The following is a 24,644-nucleotide window of genomic DNA, read 5'->3' on the forward strand; positions in this document are numbered from 1 at the left end:
GTAAGGGAACATGCTGTTTCCTTGATTGTTCTATAATTTAGTTTTTATAATGGATTGTTGATATCTATTTAAGAATTTACTTTTTGATTGTTTCACATATAGAAAGGCGGTGAGCATATGAAAACGAATATGGGCAGTGTTGATCGCATTATCAGATTAATTATTGGACTGGTTGTTATTGCGCTGGGAATTTATTACGGAAGCTGGTGGGGATTGCTTGGTCTGGTTCCTATAATCACAGCACTCATCGGTTTCTGTGGATTTTATGTTCCGTTCGGAATCTCGACCTGTAAGCTGAAAAAAGAAGCGTAAGTTTTAAAGAAGCGTGCAAAATCATAAAGGGGGCTATGAATATTGCGCGCTTTTTTATTTTTAAATAATAATCGATCGGATATCGGTAAAAGAGAAGCAAATAAATCTGCGTCAAATGCGTTTAATTAATTATAGAATTGAATTCGCGAAAACTATCAGTCAAATGAGATAAAAATGTATCCTGAGTTAAAAGGGAAGACCGCCTTGATTACCGGAGCGGCCCGCGGCTTCGGGCGGGCCATCACTCTGCGACTGGCCGACGAAGGTGTCAATGTTATTGTCAATTACCGGCGAAGCATGAATGATGCCAATGCCGTCGTGGAGGAAGCAAAATCACGCGGCGTCACGGCCGTAGCCATCAGGGCCGATATCGGCAAAGAAGACCAGCTTGACAAAATGTTTGACCGGATAAAGGAATTAACCGGAAAACTCGACATTGTGGTGGCCAATGCCGCTTTCGGCGTTCCGGGGAGTCTGATGGATGCCACCTCGAAGCATTGGGATATAACGCTCGCCGCATCGGCGCGTTCGCTGCTCGATCTGGCCAGGCGGGCCGTACCCCTGATGAATGGCAATTACGGTCGAATAATAAGTATTACCAGCGACGGCGGGCAAAAAGTAATTCCGGGATATGGGGTTGTCGGTCCGGCCAAGGCGGCTCTGGAATCGATCACCCGCGGTCTTGCTTTTGAGTTGGCTCGAAAAGGAATCATCGTCAACGGCGTTCTGGCAGGTCTGGCCGATACCAAATCGGCCCGTTCGATCCCGGGGGCTCATGAAGTCATCGATCATGCCAAGTTTCATACTCCGGCCGGGCGAATCGTCGAACCGGAAGATATTGCCAAGGTCGTTGCCTTCCTGGCATCGGATGATGCCGCCATGATTTGCGGGCAATTTATTGTTGTTGACGGCGGCAGGAATATTGTGGGATAATATATTAGAAAATCGATTATAATTAAAATATCAGGCAGGTCTTATTACTGATTGCTGGAAGGGGGGATCGTATTTAGGGCCTGCCTGCTTTTATTTATGCGGCTACCAAAGACCCAATTCGTCTTTGGCTTCATCGGATGCCATCTCATAGGGATCCCAGGGCGGGTCCCAGACAATATCCACAACCACACTTTTGACTTCTTCGAGCTCTTCTATTTTTTCCTTTATCTGCGACACCAGTTCCGGTCCGATCGGACACATCGGTGAAGTCAATGTCATGGTCACTTTGACGATAGAATCCTCGGTTATATCGACATCATAAATCAGCCCCAGGTCCACCAGTCCGATACGAATTTCCGGATCTTCAATTGGAGAAATATGCTCCAGTATCAGTTCTTTGGTCAGTTCCATTTATTTCTCCGTGGATGTGATATGTATGGATTTATCGGCCTGGCCGGCATTGATGGCATCGACCAACGTTGTCCATGACAGCAGGGCACATTTCACTCTGAGTGGAAATTTCTTTACACCGCGAAGCGCCTCAAGATCACCCAGATCATGTTTTTCATCGATATCTTCGCCCTTGAGCAGTTTTTTTACGACCTCGGCTATTTTCTTTATCTCCGGTAATGTTTTGCCTTCGATAATTTCCGCCAGCATCGAGCCGGAAGCGACCGAGATGGCGCAGCCGACACAATTGACCGATATATCTTCAACCTTCTCGCCGGCCATCTTCAGTTTGATCTCGATCTCATCCCCGCAGACAGGATTCTGGCCCTGGTTGGCGATATCCGGATTATCCACATGATGATGTCCGCGCGGGAACCGATAGTGCTCCATGATAATATCGCGATACAGATCGGAAAGCTGATCACTCATACTTAAAATACCTCCGTGCTTCCTTCAAGGCATCGAAAAGCTGATCGATTTCATTTTTGGTGTTATAGATATAGAAACTTGCCCGGGCCGTTGAGCCGACTCCAAGAAGCCGCGCCAGCGGCTGGGCGCAATGATGCCCGGCCCTGACGGCGATGCCCCGGGAATCGAGAAACTGGGCCAGATCGTGCGGATGGATATCCCTGTCCGTAAATGAAACCGCGCCGCCGCGATGTTCGACATTGCGGGGCCCGTAAATTTTGAGCGAATCTATTCCCGAGAGCCTTTCAAGAGTATATCCGGTCAGTTCCTTTTCATGCCTCCGCACCGCCTTCATGCCGATTTGTGATAGGTAATCCAGAGCGGGGGAGAAGGCGACCGCATCGGCAATATTGGGCGTACCGGCCTCGAATTTCCAGGGAAGCTCGGCCCATGTGACATCACTGAAAGTCACCAGGCTGATCATCTCGCCGCCGAATGTGACCGGTTCCATTTTGCGAAGCAGTTCTTCTTTTCCGTAAAGAATTCCGATGCCGGTCGGCCCGAGCATCTTGTGCGCGGAAAAAGCCAGAAAATCGGCATCCATTGCTTTTACATCAACCGGCATATGCGGCACGCTCTGGGCGCCGTCGATCAGCGCTATCGCGCCGACCTTGTGAGCGAGGGCGATTATTTCCTCGACCGGATTTATGGTCCCCAGGACGTTTGACATATGGGTCAACGCGACCAGTCTGGTTTTCGAATTTATTATTTCGTTTATATGACTGAGGTCGAGATAGCCGTCGGCATTAATCGGAATGTACTGCAGATCGGCTCCGTTTCTTTTGGCCAGCATCAACCAGGGAATAAGATTGGCATGATGTTCCATCTGCGTGATGACAATACGGTCGCCGGGCTTGATATTATCCGCTCCCCACGAGGAGGCCACCATATTGATGGATTCGGTGGCATTGCGGGTGAAAATGATTTCCTCGCGCCTGACACCCCCTATAAATGCCGCCACCTTGTCGCGGGTCGCCTCATAAGCGGCAGTAGCTTCTTCCGCCAGAGTATGAAGTCCCCGATGTACGTTGGCGTTGGTTTGGCTATAATACGCCTCCAGCACATCAAGGACAATTTTCGGTTTCTGGGTGGTCGCGGCACTGTCCAGATAAACCAGTTTCCGGCCGTTTACCCGGCGTTCAAGTAGCGGAAAGTCTTTTCTGATTTTTTCCGGATCGATTGAATCCACCCTTGAAGCTGAAATTTTCGGCGTGTCCGCCTCGGTTATTATCCGCCCCGATTTCATCTTCCACCCCTTATTTGTCGACGGCGACATAGACATCACCGTCTTCGATTTTAACTTCGTAGGTATCAAGTTCGGCCACGGCCGGCATTTGCGTCGCCTCACCGGTTTTAATATCGAACCGGGCGCCATGCCGCGGACATTCGATCTGCCCGTCAATTATATCCGCATCGCCCAAAAGACCGCCGTCGTGCGTGCACATATTTTGCAGGGCAAAAACCTCGCCGTTCAGCTTTGCCAGTAGAATCGTGCGGCCTTCGATCTCAACCACTCTGGTTGCACCGGCGAGGATGTCTTCGACGCGGCATACCTTAACAAATTGTCCCGTCATACCGTCATCCCTCCAGCTTTCGCAATATAAGGTCGAGCAGGGCGCTCGCCAGGTCGGCCGGCACCTGTGCCAGAGTCGGCTCGACAAATCCGGTTATCAGGGTCCTTACTGCTTCTTGATAGTTCAGGCCGCGGCTCTTAAGGTAAAACACCATGTCCGGATCTATCGGGCCGGTCGTCGAACCATGACTGCATCGTACCTGATCACATAATATCTCGAGCTCAGGTATCGATTCGGCTCTCGTGCCTTTATTCAGCAGCAGATTTCGATTTAGCTGATATGCTTCGCAATTCTGCGTATCCTGGTTGATCTTTATCAGGCCCGTGTAGGCCGAGACCCCTTTATCCTTCAGGATAACCTTGAAATCGATGTTTGAAAATGATTCACTGGCTTTATGATGATGCAGGGTGTGATAGTCGAAATGCTGGCTGGCGTTGGCAAAAACCACGCCCGACATTTTGCTGTCGGCGCCCCGTCCGGCCAGGATGGTCCCGGCGTTTACCTTGGAAATATTTCCTCCAAGGCCGCCGTAAACCGTATGTATCCGGGCATTATCGGCCAGCCGTGCCCGCTGTGTAATGTACGACCGGCAATTATCTTCGAACCGCTGAGTGTTAGCATACCGGACATTTGATGATTCGCCCACGAAAATTTCGGCGACACTGTTGTTAACCGCATCCGATTCCCGGCATTCCCCCGAATAATCATCGATTATTGTCGCCTCAGAATTTTTGCCGACGATTACGAGCAATCTCAGAAAGGTCATCGGGCCCGCAGGATGTCTCTGCAGCCGGATCGGTTTTTCGATGATCGTGTTGTCCGGGACATACAAAAACAACCCGGAACTCCAGAGAGCGGCATTCATGGCCTCGAACTTTCCGAACGATCCGTCCACCAGATGTCCCAGGTGATTGCCGACAAGATCTTCATTTTCGCTCGAGGCCGCATAGAGGTCCTTAAAAATCACGCCTGAATTGGCCGTGGATTCGTCCAGAGCCGCCATTGTCAGATGATCCGGGCGGTTGTAGCCGTAGCCGGAATACTCCGGCTTGATCGACAGGCCGATGGAATTATCGGCCGGGGCCGGGGAAATCCTCATGGCTTCATGCATATCATTTATAAGAAAGTATTCGGGATCGGTGTATTTCCAGAGATGTACCATCCGCTCGGGAAGAGCCATATTCATAAAGCTGTTCCAGCTGTTTTTCCGGAAATTGTACAGCCAGGGCGGCTCCTGTTTATTGCTTTTCCTGAAATCTATTTTGCTAATATCTATTACTTGCGTACTCATAATAATCCTCGATAACGGGACAGGCGGCCTCAGCCGACAGATCCCTCCATTTCAAGTTCGATCAGCCTGTTGAGCTCGACCGCGTATTCCATCGGGAGCTCCTTTGTAAACGGCTCTATAAAACCGTTGATGATCAACAGACGCGCCTCATCTTCCGAAAGGCCGCGGCTGGTCAAATAGAATATCTGCTCTTCAGCCACCTTGCTGACTCTGGCTTCATGCTCGATTCGGACATTTTCGGCGTCGATTTCCATGGTCGGATAGGTATCGGAACGCGAGGCATTATCAATCAAAAGAGCATCGCATTCAACCGAGACCTTGCTGTTTTCCGCCTTGGGATACACTTTTACCAGGCCGCGGTATGACGCCCGGCCGCCCGCCTTGGAAATCGATTTCGAAGTAATTCTGGAGCTGGTATTGGGCGCGGCATGGATGACTTTAGCTCCGGCATCCTGATGCTGTCCGTTGCCGGCGAAAGCGATCGAAAGGATCTCGCCTTTGGCGCCCTCGCCCACGAGATAAATACAGGGGTATTTCATGGTCAGGCGCGAGCCGATGTTCCCATCCACCCATTCCACTGTCGAATTTTTGTGAGCCACCGATCGTTTGGTGACCAGATTAAGGATATTATGCGACCAGTTTTGTATGGTCGTGTATCTGATATAAGAGCCCTCGAGCGCAATAAGCTCGACCACGGCCGAATGCAGCGAGTCGGTAGTATAAACCGGCGCCGTGCACCCTTCGATATAATGAATCCGTGATCCCTTGTCGGCTATTATCAGGGTTCGCTCGAATTGCCCCATATTTTCAGCATTGATTCTGAAATACGCCTGCAGCGGTATCTTGACATCAACGCCCGGCGGCACGTAGATAAACGAACCTCCCGACCAGACGGCGGAGTTGAGGGCCGCAAATTTGTTGTCGTTGGGCGGAATCACCGTGGAAAAATATTTTTTGACGATTTCGGGATGCTCCCGAAGGCCGCTGTCCATATCCAGAAATATAACGCCCTGGTCCTCGAGGTCCTTTTGAAAGGAATGATAAACAACCTCGGATTCATACTGCGCCGAAACGCCGGCCAGAAACTTCTTCTCGGCTTCGGGTATGCCGAGCCGGTCGAAAGTATTTTTGATATAAGCGGGGACATCATCCCAGGTCTGGCCGCGCTCCTCGATAGGTTTTATATAGTAGAAAATATTATCAAAATCGATTGAATTCAAAATTTCGGTATTGCCCCATTTGGGCATCGGCTTGGCGAGAAAAATATCCAGCGCCTTATGGCGGAATTCCCGCATCCAGTCCGGCTCTTTCTTCATCCGCGAGATCATCTCAACCACTTCATGGTTGATCCCCCTGGCCCCCTTGTGGAAGTATTTTTCCGGATCATGAAAGCCGTATTTTTCGGCATAATTGTCGCCGATATCGGAGACTTTGCCATTTTTTATTACAGTATCGCTCATTTTTTTACTCCTGACTCAGGCCGCGTGGGAATTCAACCAGTCGTATCCCTGGTCTTCCAGTTTCAGGGCCAGTTCCGGGCCGCCGGAACTGACAATGTGCCCGTTCATCATGACATGGACTTTGTCCGGCTTAACATAGTTCAACAGCCGCTGATAATGTGTGACCAGCAGCACGCCTCCGTCGGTCGGGGCCGACTCATTTATGCCATTGGCGACAACCTTGAGAGCGTCGATATCAAGGCCGGAATCGGTTTCATCCAGAATGGCCATTCTTGGTTTGAGGACAGCCATCTGTAATATCTCCAGCCTTTTCTTTTCCCCGCCCGAGAAGCCGTCATTGACATAGCGAGTCGCGAATGTCTGATCGATCTCGAGTAATTTGAACTTTTCCATCAAATCCTTGCGGAAGGTCTTCAGGCTCGAATCATCGCCGACATTCCGTGCCTTTACAGCCGAGCGAAGGAAATTGGCCACTGTCACGCCCGGTATGGCCAGCGGATATTGAAAGCACAAGAAAAGACCGGCCAGGGCCCGTTCTGTCGCATCCATCTCCAGCAGATTCCGACCCTCCAGATAAGCCTCTCCGGATGTTATGGTATAGCTGGGATGACCCGCCAAGGCGTTGGCCAGCGATGACTTGCCGGAACCGTTCGGTCCCATAATGGCGTGCTTTTCACCCCGCTTGATCTCAAGAGAAACCCCTTTAACAACTTCCTTACCCTCGATTTCAACATGGATATCATGAAATGAAAATATTGTCTCATTGTTTTTCATAATTAACCTCTATTAATACCTGATAAATATTATCCTGTTTATATATGAAGTTTTCCCATATGGTTATAGTTCAAAAAATTAGGCTGTCTCTTTTTGTTGGGGAAGTGGTTCCCTGGATTCGGGGAAATCCAATTTTCCATTGGCCAAATCTGCCAAAGTGACCTTTCCCAGAATACCATCTATAAAGCGGTCAAATGTGCTCCACATATGCCTGACACGGCAATCTTCGTCATGAGCACAAACGTCACTTTCGCCGGCGTAACGCGCGCAGTGATGGTTCCCGAAGAATGGCTCGCCCAAAGCGCCAAAAATTTCTCTCAACGGGATTTGGTCGGCCGGTTTGGATAAAACATAACCCCCATTGCGGCCCCGAACCGCCCTGACAAGCCCGGCCTGTTTCAATATCATTAATAGCTTGCCGGCGTAAGGGATAGAGAGTTTCTCGGTTGAACTGATTTCCGGTATGGTAAGCGGGCCGCCATTGTTTTTTCCCACAAACAGCAGCATACAGCGTAATCCATATTCTTCTAAAGCCGTTACTTTCATTTTTTATGATCCTCTGTTGTTTTTCCTATACCTTTTACAATTACTATACAATAAAGTATGGTAAATTGTTCCCATATAGGACTATTTCTATCAAAATTATCTTCTTTTGCAATATATTAAAACACACAATAAAGTAAACAAAAAAGTAAACAAAAAAACCGGGATTGTTCAGCCACCGCTTCGATATTTGGCAGATGGAATGTTTAACATATTTCAGGGGAATTTTTCGAATCCCGGGATTTTATGAGCGTCGATTCTGTGCTTGACTTTTTCCGGCCGATTGCTGATACTTAAAAATCAGTCAGGAAAAGATTGCATCAAGATATATACATATTTCTTAAACCCAAGCCGGAGTACCGGGCATTCCATCCGGGCATTCTGGTGAGCCCTTTTAAGTACCTCAGGAGGAGCCGCCATGAAGTCGATTCCAGGATTAGCAGTTTTTTTAACAGTCCTGCTTTTGTTCCCGTCTGCATGGGCAATCAGCTTCCGGGCTGACGCATCCCCGCAGGCGGTACCGGACACCATTCAAGTCGGTGTACCCTTCACTGTCGATATATACATGGATAACAATGATGGCTATGATCATATGGGCTATAGCTGGCCGATGCATTTTTATAGCCCGGACCAGAGTATCTCGAATGTTATTCACCGCAATGTTCATGGTTACAGTGCCGACAGTATTCCATATACGTATTCATATTATGACAGTTCGATTCTGATGGTCAATGGTTACGATGTCTATTGGAATGTGATGAATAAATGGTTCGGTTTCAGCTGGGATGGATCCCTCCCGGACACCATCAACCATACCGCAGCGTCGACAAACGGCTGGCCATCCGGCCTGGGAGAACAACTTTACGTTCAATTCGCATTTCAGATTTATGAAACCGGAACCTTCTGTATAGACTCCATCGATCATCCAAATGATATCTATGACTGGTTATTTGAGCCGGAAGGCTCAAATCATCCGTTTAACGGTCCCTATTGCTGGACCATAGTGGCCTGTTACAATGATCAGGATTGCGATGGCATCGACGATGCGATCGACAACTGTCTCGCCCTTGCCAATCCCGGTCAGGAGGATCTGGATCAGGACGGTGTCGGTGACAGCTGTGATAATTGTCCCGGGACCTCAAATGCCGATCAGACTGAAACTGATGGGGATGGTTTGGGGGACGCCTGCGACAACTGCCCGACTGTCGGCAACACCGATCAGTCTGATCTGGATGAGGATAATGTGGGCGATTCCTGTGATAATTGCTTGAATACGGTCAATGCCGACCAGGTAAATTCCGATACTGATGAATTTGGCGATTCCTGTGACAATTGTACTGAGCTGAGCAATCCCGACCAGTCTGACATAGATCAAGACGGTGTTGGTGATACTTGTGACAACTGCCCGTTTGATGTTAATGAGAATCAGCAAAATTCGGATGGTGATGCGCATGGTGATCTGTGTGACAACTGCCCGACTGTTGACAATCCCGACCAGGCCGACTTGGATAACGATTCAATTGGTGATCTCTGCGATGACTGTACGGACCGGGATGGGGACGGGTTGGGAGACCCCGGATATGCCGCAAATGACTGCCCCGATGACAACTGCCCTCAAGTTGCGAATCCGGGACAGCAGGATTTTGACGGGGATGGAAAAGGGGATGAATGTGATATTTGCACGGACACCGATGGAGACGGCTATGGAAATCCGGGCTTCTTCCGCAATACCTGCCCTGAAGACAAGTGTCCCGATGTTTACAATCCCGGGCAGGAAGACAGCGATGTCGACGGTCTCGGCGATGCCTGCGATCCCGGCTATGTTGATTTTTCGGCCGGAATGCGCTGCGGATCGGCGCCTCTGGGTGTCCAGTTTACCGACCTTTCGGTTCCCATGTCGGGGATAACAGAATGGTTCTGGAGTTTTGGCGATGGCGGCAGCAGTACCGAGCAAAATCCTTATCATGAATATACGACAATTGGCGAATTTGATGTCATGTTGAAAATTTCCGATGGCATCAACTATGACTCACTGGTCGTCCCCGGATATATAACTTCGCAGGAAGGGATAACGACCAATTTTGAAGGATTTCCCCATACGGGGAAAGCGCCGCTGACAGTTATGTTCGAACCCATTCTTACCGGTATTGCCAATGCTTATTTCTGGGATTTTGGCGACGGCAATACCAGCACGGAAATGAATCCGGTTCACATCTACACGACGCAGGGTAAATTTAATGTAAAATTGAGAGTCGGATTACAGCTTGACGGCTGCAATCAGGTCGATTCACTTATAAAAAATGAATATATTGTCGTAAGTGATGTGGATGCTCTTTTCAAGGCGACCCCCAGGTCCGGTATATATCCGCTCAGTGTTCAATTTACCGATACCAGCAGCGGCGAGCCGGACGGCTGGCTTTGGAAATTTGGCGATGGAACCACCAGTACTCTTCAGAATCCGATTCATGAATATACCCAGCCGGGACAATATGATGTCTTTCTGTGGGTTCAAAATTCGGCATTTAATGATGCCGACAGCACCATGAAGCTGGGTTATATTACAGTGTTTGATTTGCCTTACACCGACATGCAGGTGGATGGTTATGACTGGGGAGCCCGCCCGGGATTTGATATGTGGGTTGCCGGTCTTTGGACAAATATCGGCTCCAACCCCGCCGATGATGTTGTCCTGAAGATCTTGCCACCACCGGAAATGACTTACTACGGCACACCCTATATTGAACCGGGGTTTCTCTACACCGGCACTTATAGCGGATATTATTTCAGCGGCGATACCATGGTGGTGCCCCTGGATAGTGTCGATCCTTCGGTATGGTATGGCGGATATGTCATAGTATTTGGAAGGCTTTCCGAGTTCGTGCCTATTGGCGATACCATCTACATGGAGGCCTGGCTGACGACATCCAGCTCGGAAGAGGACACTCTTAATAATTATATCTGTTATCCCATTGAGGTCACCGGATCTATTGATCCTAATGATAAGTCGGCCGAACCGGTTGGAAAAAACGATTCTCATGATATTGAGCCGGGCCAGAGAATCACTTACCTGGTCCAGTTCGAGAACAAGAAAGAAGCGACGGCAGATGCCGTCTATGTCCGGGTTGTGGATACCCTGGATCAGGATCTTGACTGGTCTACGCTGGCGTTTGGCGCCATGAGCCACCCGGAACCATGCAAATATGAATTTGATCCCTATACGGGCATTATCACCTGGTTCTGCGACAGTATAATGCTGCCCCCGAATCAGAATCCGCCGGAAGGGGAGGGGTACTTCATCTATTCAGTATCTCCCCGGAAAGATCTCCATGACGGCACGGTTATTTCCAATATGGCGTGGATCCGTTTTGATTATAATGCCTGGCTGCAAGCCCCCGAGGAAGGTCCGGTCATCAGGACCATCATGTCGCCTTTCATTTGCGGCGATGTCGATGCGGATAAAAATGTCAACCTCCTTGATGTCCTTTATTTGATAGTCTATTTTTACAGAGCCGGACCGGAACCGGTGATCCCTCAATCTTCGGATGTCAACAGTGATCATGCTCTAAATATTCTCGATATTGTATATTTGATAAACTACATTTATCGGGCCGGGCCGGCTCCGGTCTGCCCGGTTTATTGGCCGTGATGATTTTCATATGCTCGGCATGAGGTAAATCCTTGTGCCGAGTTTACTTCCCAGTCTTAAATACATTTGGTTTTCCTATTAGACTCGCGGAGTGCTCGAAAAAAGACTTGACAAAAAAGTGGTTTTCCCGGTATATTATTTCTATAAAGGGAATCGGAATAAGGCGAACGCATATTATTTATACACTGAAATTATTTAATTCGTCGGCCCCTACTGAAACAGACATTTTAATTAGTCGGACATTCTTCGGGAGGATTACCCTTTTTATTGTTTGTCATGTGTGTCCAAAATCTAATAAACACCAATATCTCAGGAGGGATGTTATGCGTAATCTGTCCCTGCTTCTGACCCTTGCCTTGGTGCTGCTGCTGGCCGGGCAAGCCGGCGCCATTACCTTTCGCGCCGAGGCATCACCAGAATTATCTCCCGGCGTTGTTCTGGTCGGGACCCCGTTTACCGTCGATCTATACATGGAAAATAATGACGGTATTGATCAAATCGGTTATAGTATGCCGCTGTACTTTTACAGTCCGGATCAGAGTCTTACGAATATCATTCATCGAAATGTGCAGGGCTACAGCGCCGATGATATTCCTTTTGTCACCTCCTATAATGACAGCTCAATTCTTATGCTCAATGGTTATAGCACCTTTTGGAATGCCATGAATAGGTGGTTCGGTTTCAGCTGGGATGGAGTCCTGCCCGATACGATCAATCACACCACCGCTTCCACAACCGGATGGCCGCCCAATATCGGGGAGCAGCTTTTTATCCAGTTTGCCTTTCAGATCAACGAGGCGGGGACATTCTGTATTGATTCATTGAGTCATCCCGACCCTACTTATGACTGGCTTTTTGATCCCCCGGGTGCGAACCAGGCCTTTAACGGCCCATACTGCTGGATAATCGGCTGCACCAATGACTATGACTGTGATGGTATAAATAATGCCCAGGATAATTGTCCCTATGATCACAATCCCACCCAGCAGGATTCGGACGGCGACGATATCGGGGATGTCTGCGATGTCTGTCCCAATGACGCCGACAACGATGCCGATGGCGACGGCGTCTGCGGGGACGTCGATAACTGCCCGACTATCTATAATCCAACTCAGGCGGATTCCGACGGTGACGGGATCGGAAATGATTGTGACAACTGCATTAGCACCTATAATCCCAATCAGGAAAATCCAGATGGCGATCAATTCGGCAGCGCCTGTGACAATTGCCCCCTGGATCCGAATAATAATCAGGCGGATTCCGATTTCGACACCCACGGCGATGTCTGCGACAACTGCCCCGCTGATTACAATCCGACGCAAGCCGATAATGATGCCGATGATATCGGCAACACCTGCGATAATTGCCCGGATGACGCCAATACCAGCCAGACAAATTCCGATAATGATGCTTTCGGCGATGCCTGCGATAACTGTCCGACCATAGATAATGAAAACCAGCAGAACTCCGATTCCGACAGTCATGGCGATCTCTGCGATAACTGCATCAACGTCACCAATGAAAATCAGGCCAATTCCGATGCCGATGCATATGGAAACGCCTGCGACAATTGCCCGACAGTTACCAATCCCGATCAGTCCGATGTGGACACCGACACCGTCGGCGACCTGTGCGACAACTGCCCCGACGATGCCAATCAGAACCAGCAGAATTCGGATGCCGACAGTTATGGCAACGTCTGCGATAACTGCCCCACCGTGGCCAATGAAAACCAGGTCAATTCCGATGCTGATACCTATGGCGATGCCTGCGACAACTGCCCCGATGTCACCAATCAGGACCAGGCCGACGCCGACGGTGACGGTATCGGTGATGCCTGCGATACCTGCCCCAATGATCCCAATAATGATAGCGACGGCGACGGCATCTGCGGCGATGTGGATAACTGCCCGACCGGCTATAATCCGGGCCAGGAAGATGCCGACACAGACGGCCTTGGTGATGTCTGCGACAATTGTCCCAATGCCGGTAACCCCAATCAGGAAAATTGGGATAATGACAGCCATGGCAATGTCTGCGATAACTGTCCGCTGGTCGGCAACGAGGCCCAGCTGAATTCCGACGAAGATACTTTCGGCGATGCCTGTGATAATTGCCCCGATAACACCAACCAGGATCAGGCGGATGCCGATGACGATGAAATCGGCGACGTTTGCGATGCCTGCCCCAGCGATCCCGACAATGATATCGATGAGGATGGGGTTTGCGGCGACGTCGACAACTGCCCGACGACCTCAAACAGCGATCAGGCCGATATCGATGAGGATACGATCGGTGATGCCTGCGACAACTGTCCCGACAATGCCAATACCAGCCAGCAGAATTCTGACGGCGACAGCTTTGGCGATGTCTGCGACAACTGCCCTCAGACAACCAATGGGAATCAGCAGAATTCCGACCTGGACAGTTTTGGCGATGTCTGCGACAACTGCCCCGGTGTCACCAACGAGAATCAGCAGAATTCCGACTCCGACAGCCATGGCGATGTCTGCGACAACTGCCCGACTGCGGCTAATGAGAACCAGTTGAATTCGGACGCGGACAGCTATGGCAACGCCTGCGATAATTGTCCCGCTACGACTAATGAGGACCAGCAAAATTCGGATAATGATTCGCACGGCGATGTCTGCGATAACTGTCCTTATGCGGATAATGAGAATCAATTGAATTCGGATACTGACAGCCACGGCGACGCCTGCGATAATTGCGATTTTGATGCCAATGAGGATCAGGCCGATTCCGATAGTGATGGCATCGGTGATGTCTGCGCCTTTATCTGCGGCGATGTCAATAATAATGGCAGTATAAATTTGCTTGATATTTCTTATCTGATAAACTTCTTATACCGGGGAGGACCGCCGCCGGTGTTTTACCAGGCGGCCGACGTAAACAATTCGCTGACAATTAATATCCTCGATGTCGTCACGCTTATTGCTTATATCTACAGGGGCGGTCCTGAGCCCAATTGCCCGACGGTTTGGCCTTATTGATAGTTAATTCAAGTCTGGCCGGCGGTAATGACCGCCGGCCTTTTTTATTATTGTCTCTTGCGGACCTGATGCCCGCCCCGGATAAAACTTGTTGACAATATTGGATTTAAGTCTATAATACTATATACAGTATGAAATACCTGCCGATAATGGATGTTATGAAGTTGACATACTTGAAGTTTGCACTTTCTTTTCTGATTTCCTTTCTGATATTAGGCGTTATTCCAGCGGCCGCCGCCGATAAATCGCCCGAAGAAGAACTGGCCGAAATACGGCAAAAAATAGCCAGTGAAAATCTCGACTGGACCGCGGACCTGAACCCGGTCGTCCTGCAATATTCTCCCGAGGAAAGAGAGCAGATGCTGGGCCTTAAGTTGCCCGACAACTGGCAGGCTATTTGGGAAGAACATCTTTCCGATGATTTTGTTGTCAAGTCCGCCGAAAGTCTTCCAGCCTATTTCAACTGGGAAGATTCCGGCGTTATAACCGGTGTTCGCAATCAGGGCGGCTGCGGCTCCTGCTGGGATTTCGCGGCCACTGCTGCTCTCGAGGCCAGTTATTTCCGGTTTCGAGGCGTCAATCTCGATCTCTCCGAACAGGCGGTCCTTTCCTGCGCCACTCCCGGCTATGGCTGCGAGGGCTCCTATACCGAAGTTGCGTACAATCATTTTCGTCTGCATGGCGCCATTGCCGAAGCAAATATGCCTTACCTGGCCAATGATGACATCCCCTGCACCCAATACATTTACCCTGACCTGGCAAAAGTCATCAAATGGACCTCGGTGCCATCACCGAGAAATTACCTGAAAACGGCCATAATGACCGCCCCCATTGCCGTTTCATTTCAGGTTTTCAACGACTTTTATTATTATTCGGGGGGGTGCTATTCCAACGGGATGCCGACCGATGAAATCAATCACGCCATTCTGGTCGTCGGCTGGGATGACAATATGTGCCACGGCGAAGGAGCCTGGCGCTGCAAAAACAGCTGGGGAAGCTGGTGGGGGGATGACGGCTTTTTCTGGATAAGATATGATAACTGCAATTTCGGGCAGCAGGCTTTCCTGATTGAGATCGATACGTCCTTTAATATCGCGACCCCGGCCCAACTGCCCCAGGCCGACATGTGCCAGGATTATGGCTTTCAACTGGAAGCGGTCAATGGTGTCCCACCCTATAAATGGGGCGTTATCGGCGGAAATTTTCCTGCCGGCCTGACTCTTGACAGCAGCGGCTTTATTCATGGCCACGCGGGCTCTGCGGGCAGTTTTAATTTCACTATTCATGTCGAAGATTCTGGCATGTTATCGAAGGTTTGGTTTAAAAATGTCGCACTTAATATAGTCGATGCTTTGAATGGTGATGCCGATTGCAGCGGATCTTACAATATTCTGGATATTTCTTTCCTGATAGGTTATTTGTATAAAGAAGGCGAAGAGCCTCAATCGTCGCAGGGTTGTGACTGCAATTGCAGTTCCAATTGCGATATTCTGGATGTTACATTTTTGATAAATTATCTCTATAAGGGCGGCGCCGCCCCCTGCAGTAATTAATCAATAAACAAACTTGAAATAATCCGGTCGGCTGATCCTGATGATCAATCGATCATGTCCGGAAGCAGTACCCAGCAAATAACCCAGTTACCGCTTTCTTCTCGTGATAGGCAGACAATCCCGCCATTTTGAAAGTTTACAATGGCATTGTCGGGATTGCCGCAAAGCAACACCGATGTTATTCTTTTGATATTGGGCAGATGACCCACCAGCATGAGATCATCTTTTATGTCGGAAACCCGCTCGGCCCAGATTTCGGGATCATCCATCGGGCTCAGGTACTCCAGCGCCTTCATGCCGCCGGCCGGCTTAAGATGCTCCATAAAAATCTGCGCCGTTTGCTCGGCTCTGGCCGCTCCGCTGTGGATAATTTGATGCGGTTTGACATTAAGATGTTTTGCGGCATATGAGGCGATCCGTCTGACGTTGCCGATGCCGATGTCGGTCAGCGGACGCGACGAATCTTCTTCCTTTGTTTTGGCCTCGCCATGTTGTATTAGATATAATTTCATACGCCTAATCCTCCATCCTCTCTAATAGAATATATAAATATTGAATATTGTTATCAACTCTAATGACCAAAAATACACAAATTCGCCGATTATTAAGCGACGGCAAGTTGAAAAACTCGAAAAAATCAAAAAAGCCCGGAATTTATGATCTTCCGGGCTTCTAAAGTGCCGTTGACTAGGCCCCGACCACTTCCTCTTCGAGCCGAAAACGACGATATATCCTGGCGTAATGACCTTCCCGCGCGACCAGTTCAAAATGTGTTCCTGATTCGGCAATCATGCCATTTTCCATGACATATATCATGTCGGCCTGCTCGAGAGTGTCCGGGCGATGTGTGACCAGAATGGCGGTCATATCCGGCATCACTTCGTGAAGCCTGTCCCAAAGGGCCGCTTCGGTCCGCGAATCCAGCGCCGAGGTGCAATCGTCGAGAATTAATATTCTCGGTTTCCCAACCAGCGCCCTGGCCAGGGCCAGACGCTGCTTTTGCCCCCCCGAGATCGACATCCCGCGCGTTCCAATCGGCGTTTCGATTCCCTTGGGAAACGTCCCGATCTCTTCTTTCAACTGCGACACCTCGATCGCCCATTCCAGCAGGATATCCGAAATGTCTTTGCGGCCGAAAGTGATGTTGTTGCGAACGGTATCACTGAACAGGACCGGTTCCTGCGGGACATAGCCGATTATACGGCGCAGATCCTCGAGACGGTATTCCCTGAGATCATGACCATCGAGCCTGATGACGCCCCCGGTCGGATCGACCAGGCGCGGGATCATATTGGCCAGCCAGCTCTTTCCAGAACCGACTTTGCCAACCAGAGCCACCGTCTGACCCGCCTTAATATCGAATGACACACCATCGATAATCCTGCGCTCCGAACCGTCAAACGCCAGAGAAATCTTCTCGAAACTGAGATCCCCCTTCGTTTCACCGTTGCAGGGGAGGGTCCCCTTGTCCGCCACCATCGGAGGCACATTTTCAAGTTCCATCAAGCGGTTGATCGAAACCGTCGACTGGCGCGATTTCACCAGAAACTGCCCGATGTCGAACATGGGGAAAATCATATATACGACATAGTATATGAATGCAACCAGTTTCCCCATCGACAGATTTGAGTGTATGGCCATATATCCACCCGACAGAAGGACAATCAGAATTCCAAACTGCCAGATGTACATATATATCGAATCCACAATTGTCGTTGCCTTGATCGAGGAAATCTCGGCATCGCGCCGCTCATGCACCGCTTTGTCGAATTTGCCCTTTTGGGCCTTTTCCTTGACATAGGCCTTGACGACCCGAATGCCGTAAAAACAGGCCTCCATCACATCATTCAGGACCGATATCTTTTTCTGGAGGAAATCGTATCTCTTATCGAGATGCGATGAACTCTTAAAAAAGATCAATATCAGAATCGGCAGCGGTCCAGCCGACAACAGTGTCAGCTTAGGATTGATCGAAACCATCATGGCCAGCGCAAAACTTACCATGATAACCGCCTCATAAAACCTGAATATGCCGGAGCAGGCGAACCACGACAACTTCTCCGCCACATCATCGGTCATACGCGTCACCAGGTCGCCGGTCCGGAACTTGTTAAAAAAGTCCGGCCCTTTATCGGTGATGCCGTTGAAGGCATTTTGCCGAAACAGCCATTCCAGCTTGATATTCATCCAGGCCCGGTGCGACTGCACGAAAGTGTAAAGCATGCTGGCGGCGAATCCGATCCAGATAAGTGCCAGCATGAAGGTCGCCTCCGTCGAGAGGCCCAGCGTCTGGCCGTAATTGTTCAGCCATACCGCCACTTCATTGTCCGATACTTTGCCGCTCTTTACATAATCGACCATGAATTCGATCAGCCTCGGTATCGAAACCTGAAAAGCCGCCTGAACCGGTGTCAGCAGGATAAGGACCGCCAGAACATATTTATAGTCTCTGTAATATTTCCAAAACCATTTTATCTTACTTAGCATTGACAACCACCCCATTTCTGTTTTTGAACTGTAAATGGAACAGTTTTGAATAATAGCCGTTTTTTAAAATCAATTCCGTATGGGTTCCGCGCTCGATAATTTCGCCGCGCCGAATCACCAGAATCTCATCGACATCGAGAATCGTCGAGAGCCGATGCGCTATCACCAGCGAGGTCCGCCCGGCCATAAGTTTCCGGAGCGATTCCTGGATAGTCCGCTCGGTTTCCGGGTCAACCGAACTGGTGGCCTCATCGAGCACCAGCACGTCAGGGTCAACCGCCAGAGCCCGCGCAAACGAAAGCAGCTGCCGTTCGCCCCGGCTGAAATTGGCGCCCTTCTCGGAAACCTCGGTCTCGAAACCCTTGGGCAGCCGCCCGATAAACTGATCGGCCTGCACGGTGGCCGCGGCTGATTTCACGCTCTCTTCGCTGATATTTTCCGATTCCAGCGATATATTGGACTTCACGTCGCCGGGGAAGAGGATTATATCCTGCAGCACCAGCGCAAACCGCCGGCGAAGTTCATCACGGCTGATATTGCGAATATCGATGCCGTCAACCAGAATCCGCCCCTTTTGCGGATCGTATAACCGAAGCAACAGTGATATCACCGTGGACTTGCCGCCGCCGGTAACACCCGCCAGGGCGATCCGTTTGCCGACCGGGATCTCGAAATTGGCATCCTTCAGCGCCCAGTTTTCGTCGCCGGTGTACGAGAACCAGACATTCTCGAACCGGATACTCTTTTCGAGTTTCTTCCACTCGACCGGCTGCGCCGGATCATATATGACCTGCTCGGTTGCGAGCAGCGCGAATACTCGCCTGGCTCCCGCAATGCCCTTCTGAATTGTCGACAACTGCTCCGAAGCGCGCCAGATCGGGTCGAATGTCCGCCAGATCAGGATGATGAACATGCCGATCGTCCCGACCGTTATCGTGCCCGACTGAACCCACTTGACACCGAAATACAGAGTCAGTGCAATCATCAGGTACTGGAAGAAAAAGACGGTGTTGAAGAAAATACATACGCCGATATTGACGAAAACATCATCCTTGAACTTCGCCTCGTTGGCCCGGTAAACCTGCTCGCGGGCATAGGCCCCGCGGTGAAATATCTGAATAATCGACATCCCATGCAGGAACTCGGCCAGCTTCGCGGTAACCTCGGCCATTTTCTTGCGCACCTCGAAAAAGCGGGGAGTGGTGATCTTCTGGAAGATGTACATAAGCGTCGCCACCACAGGAACAATCACTATCAGGATCGAGGCCAGTCTCCAACTGTAATAGAACATGATGCTGTAAATGCCGGCTATCAGAATCAAATCACCGATTACCAGCACGACCGTGTTGGTGAACAGCATCCTGAGCGATTCGGTGTCCGATTCCACCCGCGCCATCAGGCGTCCGACCGGATTCTTGTCGAAAAACGACACATCCAGCGACAAAATATGGTTAAACAGTTTTCGCTTGAGATCGACCATTATATTCTGGCCGATGGTCTCCAGCTTGATTCTCTGTATATATTGCAGCGTCAGCGTCGTCAACTGTATCAGGCCGATCGCTCCGACCGTAATCAGAAGTCCCTTGAAATCGCCGTCTTTTATATTAACATCCAACGCCCGTTTCAGCAGGATCGGCCAGGAAATCGATAGAAGTGTCCCGCCGGTCAACAGGAACAGGCAAACCAGCAGGCCGTGCCGGTGGACGCGTAGAAGCGGAAGCAATTTGGCGAAAGCCATGCGCGATTTTATCGCTTTCTCTTCCGGCTTTATCTTTTCGTCTTCGTATAATTCGCCAATCATGGTAATACCTTTAAGTTTAACTGTTCATTCGGGTTGCTGCCGATCCGAACAGGTAACAAAAAACCCGCCGAACCTTTTCCGGTGCGGCGGGTTTTTGCAAACTTTGTGACGTTTTTCACAATCGAGGGGAACCTCCACCGCCGCGGAAACATACATTAAGCCCAATGGCAAATGCGCGCTTGTATGTAAGTTGAATCATGCTCATCAAAACGCTGTTCCTTTTTTGCGACGAGTTAGTTCATATTATTTATCGATTACGATAAAACCTTTCAGTTGTTTCGTCAAAATAAAGAATAATTTTACCTTGTCAAGAAAAATATTTGACTTACTCGATTTTTAATGGGAAATGTGATATAAGGTCAATTTGAGGAATAATCAGGAGCTCACTAATCACTAGCTCGTTAATTCCTTTTAAGTCTCAGCCTATCGTAATGTCATTTCCGCGACGGCGGGAATCCATTTAATAAGCTGATAATGAAATGACCAGGAAACTTTTCATTGGCCACATCTGCCTGTGATCGGCGGGCCATATTCGGGCGTTAAATTAAATTCATCTCATGTTAAGATATCGTTGTACTATAATAGGAGGACTGATGGCTCGAAATATGTATTTAATAATATCAGGCATCATTTTTGGCCTGGTGGCCTTACTCCACTTGGGGAGGCTGGTCTATGGATGGGAAGTTCAGTTTGGAGCCTGGACAGTACCATTCTGGCTGTCGTGGGGTGGATTCTTCGGTGCGGGAATTCTTTGCTTCTGGGCATTTTGGCAATTGCCGGTGACCAAATAGTTGGATTCGATGCTATATCACTCCCCGTGCCTTGAGAGTGTCGATGAACTCCCCGACTACTGTTTCCAGATGCTTCTTATAATCGTCGTCTTTATAAACCGGTTCAATCGTTTTGATATATGGCCCGTCTTGAGCGGTCAACTCATTAAGCCGGGATATGACCTCCGGAGTATATTCATCATTGTCCCTGATGCTGTCCTCGATGCTAATATATTCATATCCCGTTTTAAGGGAATCATTGAAGCCATCGACACTCAATTCCACCGAATCGCCGGGTGCAGTCTCGATCTTGAGGATAACATCTTCGGTAAGATTAATCCCATTCGCACTGAAAACCGAATCCACCACCTCCCGCGCTTCGTTCTCGGTCACCATACCCGGCGGAATGGGGGGAGGCCCGGCGATTCCGTTACCAATGCACCCGATGTTTTCAAGCGCCGTGATGATGACCGCCGCCCCCAGGCCATATTTGACGATATTTTCATGCATCGCCGGTATCCGGCGGTAAAAGTAATATTTCGGATACCTGGCCCGGTTATATTTGGCTATTCGTTCGTGCTTAAGCATGGCTCGTACCTAAATTATCCCTTCCGATTTTAAGGAATCTATAAAGGATTCTACCGTTTGTTTGATTTTCATTTGGTAATCTTCGCTCTTTGATTGAGGATCAATAATTAAAATATTCGGTCTTTCAGTTCTTTTGGGACCGGTAAGTTCTGCCCTTACCTGATAATCAATCTCACCTGGATCTTCAATGCCCAAATATTCATAACCAACATCGAGTCTGCTATCAAACCCGTCCAGAACCAGTCGTCGGCTATCACCATTACTCAGGACAAAATTGATCTCAAAATCAGGTTCGAGTTTTATATTTTCCTCTTCAAAAATATGATTGATTACCTCTCTGGCTTCATTTTCTGTTATAAATTCCGGAGCCATTGGCGGCGGTCCCATAACGCCGACTCTATTTAATCGCATGCCGGTTTTTGACGAGCAATCCAAATCGCACCCCTCAAACAGCGCCAGAATTGAAAATGCGATTGGTGAGTATTTCAACAATAGCTCCAACTTACCCAGCGGTTTTTTATAGTAAAACTCCTTTGGATATTGCGCCAACCTGTAACCGTCAATCCTGGCTATTCTGAGCATTGGTCCCTCCCGGGGAAATCATACAGTCCTCAATATATGACGAAATAGCGAATGATTTATCATAAAATTTTCGACGGAATAATTCAACATTTTTTTTCCACAGGCGGGAAGCGGTCCGGTCCACAATCGGCATCAGCATCCGCTCATGCTCACAGATAATCGGCGGTATTTGATTTAACTGCCCGGTGGCGCGCCAGTTAACACAGCCGCAATATGTTGCGCAGCGCCCGTTAAGGGCGCACTCACGGCAGGTCTCTTTTTCCATATAATTCTGCTCGATATAATAGGCCCGTCGCGTTTTATCAAACCCTGTGAAAACATCGCCGATGCCATTGTCCCTCTGTTTTTCATCATCGTTTCCGACAAACTGCACACAGGGATAAATCTGTCCCGAGGCGGCAATGGCGATCTGCGAATTAGCCAGGTCGCACAGATCGCCTTTACCGTATGGTTTCTGCGCCCAGGTTTTGATCCGCTCGTCGAACGGGCTGTAATATATTTTGTGCCCTTTTTTCAACTCCTCGAAATAATAGCCGGCCATTTCTTTGTACTGCCGTTTCAGGGCCGCGATATCTTTCTTTTTCCAAACAGCGGAGTAGTCGAGGGTTTGAAGCACATACCTGAATCCGTGCTCGAAAAGGCTTTTCACCCCTTCGGCCAGATATTGCACCGTTTCCGGGACAATAACCGACACCGCGATAGTGTAGGGATTGATTGCGAGTATATCCGCCAGTTTGCTGGTGATAATGTCGTAGGAGCCTCTTTGATCGGCATAATGCCGGACCGCGTCATGCTGCTCTTTACCGCCATCGATACTGAGTACGAAAAAGATTTTGTTTGCGGCCAGATATTCCAGCTTCTTTTTGTCCAGCAAAGTGCCATTGGTGCTCATCCGGAAGGCGAGCGCCTCACCGTATTCAGCCTTGGAATACTTGATGATTTTTTTGATAAGATTGAACTCCAGAAGCGGTTCACCGCCGAAAAAAGTGATAATACATTCCCCGCCCGATTGACTGTGCAAAAAGTCCAGCGCCCGGCAGGCGGTCTCATAAGTCATCCGATTCTTTATCTTATCCCCGGCATAGCAGTAGCGACAGCGCAGATTACAATTGTGAGTCAGGCAAAGAGCGGCATATTTGACCGTTTGGAATTCCATATATTTAATATAGTCGATCCTTACAGGAAATATCAATCATTTATTATCAGACGCCTTTTGCCTATCATTTAACCATAAAAAAAGTCGCATATATGTTGTAAGGCGTCGTCGTGTCAGGTCCTGTTCCGACTTGGCGGGAGATATGATCTGACAGTGGTAAGCGAAGCATCAGGGAATACTGAATTCATTATTTTCGATATTGAAATAGGCAATCCCTGATTCGCTTTAATCTTGCAGAGTCTAACCGGCTGACTATAAATTGGTTAGTCGGGCGACAAAATCCCCCTTGTAACATAATTTCCTGTTGCCATGCCGGACTAAAATAATTATCTTTGCCGCCGTAAGAATATATATATATCGGGCCGCCGGGCCCGGGAATCCTATGCCCCCGTAGCTCATTAGGATAGAGCATCTGCCTTCTAAGCAGAGGGTAGCAGGTTCGAATCCTGCCGGGGGTATTTTAATTACTACCGGACAACGACTTCCAGCGATTACTCCCACGTTAAAACGAGGCCAAAAAGGCAAAAAGGGCCTCTGACTAGGAGAAGTCATGGAAGATCATCTAAAGCGACTTTACGAATTGGTCGATGAATTTAAGGTGGGATCAAACTGGAAGACATACGTCGATGCGTTTGTCTTCGGCTGCAAGATTAGGAACTTGGCACCACGCACGCTCAACGTCTATGCAGAGCGTCTCGGATATCTCATCCGGTACCTCGAAGCAAAAGGCATCGACATAGAGAGCATTACGAAGCAGGGCATTCAAGACTACCTGCTCTCGCTGATTGGCAACGTTTCGGACGAAACGGTCAACGGCCGAATACGCGTCTATCGCCGCTTCTTTAACTACCTCGAGGAAGAAGGTCTCTGGGACAAGCCGAATCCGACACATAAGATCAAGATGATTAAAGCGGAAAAAAGAGTCAAACAGGTTCTCTCCCCGGAACAAATTCAAACTGCCTTACAAACTCTTAATAAAAAAACTTATGAAGGATTAAGTGGGCGGCAGATGTGGACATCTGCTGCGCAAAATAATAAGGAGCCGCTAATCATGAAAAATATCATAATCTATTCGGGTCGATTTTCAATGATTTGGGGGGGAATATTATTCTTTCTTGCCTTATATCGAATCATTGATGATGTAATAGTGAAGTTCCCCCGATTTAGTGGACACGGAGAAAGGATACTATTATTATGATTCTTTCTCATCCTGAGTCCCGAAGGACAGGAGGTGTTCAGATGTTG

General features: G+C 49.0%; 21 protein-coding genes and 1 tRNA gene. 8 read left to right on the top strand and 14 right to left on the bottom strand.

Translation table 11 applies throughout. The features are described from left to right. Window positions 1-117: 117 nt before the first annotated feature. Window positions 118-312, top strand: coding sequence for a DUF2892 domain-containing protein (locus tag CVT49_10095; GenBank protein PKK83150.1), 195 nt, complete (start codon window positions 118-120; stop codon window positions 310-312). 174 nt (window positions 313-486) lie between these two features. After that, window positions 487-1,245: an enoyl-[acyl-carrier-protein] reductase FabL gene (locus CVT49_10100; GenBank protein PKK83151.1), complete on the top strand. Its 759-nt coding sequence runs from the start codon at window positions 487-489 to the stop codon at window positions 1,243-1,245. 102 nt (window positions 1,246-1,347) lie between these two features. Here CVT49_10100 and CVT49_10105 read toward each other — a convergent pair whose 3' ends face one another. The 8 genes from CVT49_10105 to CVT49_10140 all read right to left on the bottom strand — a co-directional run bounded on the left by CVT49_10105 (window position 1,348) and on the right by CVT49_10140 (window position 7,808). Further along, entirely contained in the window at window positions 1,348-1,656 is a 309-nt protein-coding gene (locus CVT49_10105) for a hypothetical protein (protein ID PKK83152.1), read from the bottom strand. Continuing rightward, complete coding sequence (locus CVT49_10110; protein ID PKK83153.1) at window positions 1,657-2,124, bottom strand: SUF system NifU family Fe-S cluster assembly protein; 468 nt, start codon at window positions 2,122-2,124, stop codon at window positions 1,657-1,659. Further along, a complete protein-coding gene (locus CVT49_10115) occupies window positions 2,117-3,409 on the bottom strand; it encodes a cysteine desulfurase (protein ID PKK83154.1) in 1,293 nt (430 codons plus the stop codon). Before CVT49_10115 ends, CVT49_10110 begins: the two co-directional genes overlap by 8 nt. 10 nt (window positions 3,410-3,419) lie before the next feature. Further along, window positions 3,420-3,737 carry a biphenyl 2,3-dioxygenase gene (locus CVT49_10120; GenBank protein ID PKK83155.1) on the bottom strand — a complete coding sequence of 106 codons (318 nt, stop codon included), beginning with the start codon at window positions 3,735-3,737 and terminating at the stop codon, window positions 3,420-3,422. A gap of 4 nt (window positions 3,738-3,741) precedes the next feature. Then, window positions 3,742-5,028: a Fe-S cluster assembly protein SufD gene (sufD, locus tag CVT49_10125; GenBank protein PKK83156.1), complete on the bottom strand. Its 1,287-nt coding sequence runs from the start codon at window positions 5,026-5,028 to the stop codon at window positions 3,742-3,744. Between the two features lie 29 nt (window positions 5,029-5,057). Continuing rightward, window positions 5,058-6,488, bottom strand: a complete 1,431-nt coding sequence (gene sufB, locus CVT49_10130; protein PKK83157.1) for a Fe-S cluster assembly protein SufB — start codon at window positions 6,486-6,488, stop codon at window positions 5,058-5,060. A gap of 15 nt (window positions 6,489-6,503) precedes the next feature. Then, window positions 6,504-7,262 (bottom strand): Fe-S cluster assembly ATPase SufC, encoded by a 759-nt coding sequence (gene sufC / locus CVT49_10135; protein PKK83158.1) that lies wholly within the window; start codon window positions 7,260-7,262, stop codon window positions 6,504-6,506. 78 nt (window positions 7,263-7,340) lie between these two features. Further along, window positions 7,341-7,808 (bottom strand): transcriptional regulator, encoded by a 468-nt coding sequence (locus CVT49_10140; protein ID PKK83159.1) that lies wholly within the window; start codon window positions 7,806-7,808, stop codon window positions 7,341-7,343. Between the two features lie 415 nt (window positions 7,809-8,223). Here CVT49_10140 and CVT49_10145 point away from each other — a divergent pair, with 415 nt between their 5' ends. The 3 genes from CVT49_10145 (at window position 8,224) to CVT49_10155 (ending at window position 16,015) form a co-directional block, all read left to right on the top strand. Next, complete coding sequence (locus tag CVT49_10145) at window positions 8,224-11,451, top strand: hypothetical protein (protein ID PKK83160.1); 3,228 nt, start codon at window positions 8,224-8,226, stop codon at window positions 11,449-11,451. Window positions 11,452-11,774: 323 nt separating this feature from the next. Continuing rightward, complete coding sequence (locus tag CVT49_10150; protein PKK83161.1) at window positions 11,775-14,462, top strand: hypothetical protein; 2,688 nt, start codon at window positions 11,775-11,777, stop codon at window positions 14,460-14,462. 131 nt (window positions 14,463-14,593) lie between these two features. Continuing rightward, on the top strand, window positions 14,594-16,015 hold the full coding sequence (locus CVT49_10155; protein ID PKK83162.1) for a hypothetical protein: 1,422 nt from the start codon (window positions 14,594-14,596) through the stop codon (window positions 16,013-16,015). Window positions 16,016-16,059: 44 nt separating this feature from the next. Here the strand turns inward: CVT49_10155 and sixA are convergent, their stop codons facing one another. The 3 genes from sixA to CVT49_10170 all read right to left on the bottom strand — a co-directional run bounded on the left by sixA (window position 16,060) and on the right by CVT49_10170 (window position 20,303). Further along, window positions 16,060-16,527, bottom strand: a complete 468-nt coding sequence (gene sixA, locus CVT49_10160) for a phosphohistidine phosphatase SixA (GenBank protein PKK83163.1) — start codon at window positions 16,525-16,527, stop codon at window positions 16,060-16,062. 175 nt (window positions 16,528-16,702) lie between these two features. Beyond that, window positions 16,703-18,517 (bottom strand): hypothetical protein, encoded by a 1,815-nt coding sequence (locus CVT49_10165; GenBank protein PKK83164.1) that lies wholly within the window; start codon window positions 18,515-18,517, stop codon window positions 16,703-16,705. After that, window positions 18,492-20,303, bottom strand: a complete 1,812-nt coding sequence (locus tag CVT49_10170) for an antibiotic ABC transporter ATP-binding protein (GenBank protein ID PKK83165.1) — start codon at window positions 20,301-20,303, stop codon at window positions 18,492-18,494. Before CVT49_10170 ends, CVT49_10165 begins: the two co-directional genes overlap by 26 nt. Window positions 20,304-20,896: 593 nt before the next feature. On the opposite strand from CVT49_10170, the gene CVT49_10175 reads away from it, so the two are divergent. After that, window positions 20,897-21,094 carry a hypothetical protein gene (locus CVT49_10175; protein PKK83166.1) on the top strand — a complete coding sequence of 66 codons (198 nt, stop codon included), beginning with the start codon at window positions 20,897-20,899 and terminating at the stop codon, window positions 21,092-21,094. Between the two features lie 12 nt (window positions 21,095-21,106). Here CVT49_10175 and CVT49_10180 read toward each other — a convergent pair whose 3' ends face one another. From CVT49_10180 to CVT49_10190, 3 genes are read right to left on the bottom strand one after another with little or no spacing between them, the layout of a single operon-like run. Further along, window positions 21,107-21,661 (bottom strand): hypothetical protein, encoded by a 555-nt coding sequence (locus CVT49_10180; protein ID PKK83167.1) that lies wholly within the window; start codon window positions 21,659-21,661, stop codon window positions 21,107-21,109. A gap of 9 nt (window positions 21,662-21,670) precedes the next feature. Next, window positions 21,671-22,243, bottom strand: coding sequence for a hypothetical protein (locus CVT49_10185; GenBank protein PKK83168.1), 573 nt, complete (start codon window positions 22,241-22,243; stop codon window positions 21,671-21,673). Then, window positions 22,221-23,399 (bottom strand): hypothetical protein, encoded by a 1,179-nt coding sequence (locus tag CVT49_10190; GenBank protein ID PKK83169.1) that lies wholly within the window; start codon window positions 23,397-23,399, stop codon window positions 22,221-22,223. The genes CVT49_10185 and CVT49_10190 overlap by 23 nt, the downstream gene beginning before the upstream one ends. A gap of 384 nt (window positions 23,400-23,783) precedes the next feature. On the opposite strand from CVT49_10190, the gene CVT49_10195 reads away from it, so the two are divergent. Continuing rightward, window positions 23,784-23,857, top strand: a tRNA-Arg gene (locus CVT49_10195). Between the two features lie 92 nt (window positions 23,858-23,949). Next, window positions 23,950-24,597: a hypothetical protein gene (locus tag CVT49_10200; GenBank protein PKK83170.1), complete on the top strand. Its 648-nt coding sequence runs from the start codon at window positions 23,950-23,952 to the stop codon at window positions 24,595-24,597. Window positions 24,598-24,644: the final 47 nt, after the last annotated feature.

The organism is candidate division Zixibacteria bacterium HGW-Zixibacteria-1 (assembly GCA_002838945.1).
In the GTDB taxonomy this organism is placed as follows: Bacteria; Zixibacteria; MSB-5A5; order GN15; family PGXB01; genus PGXB01.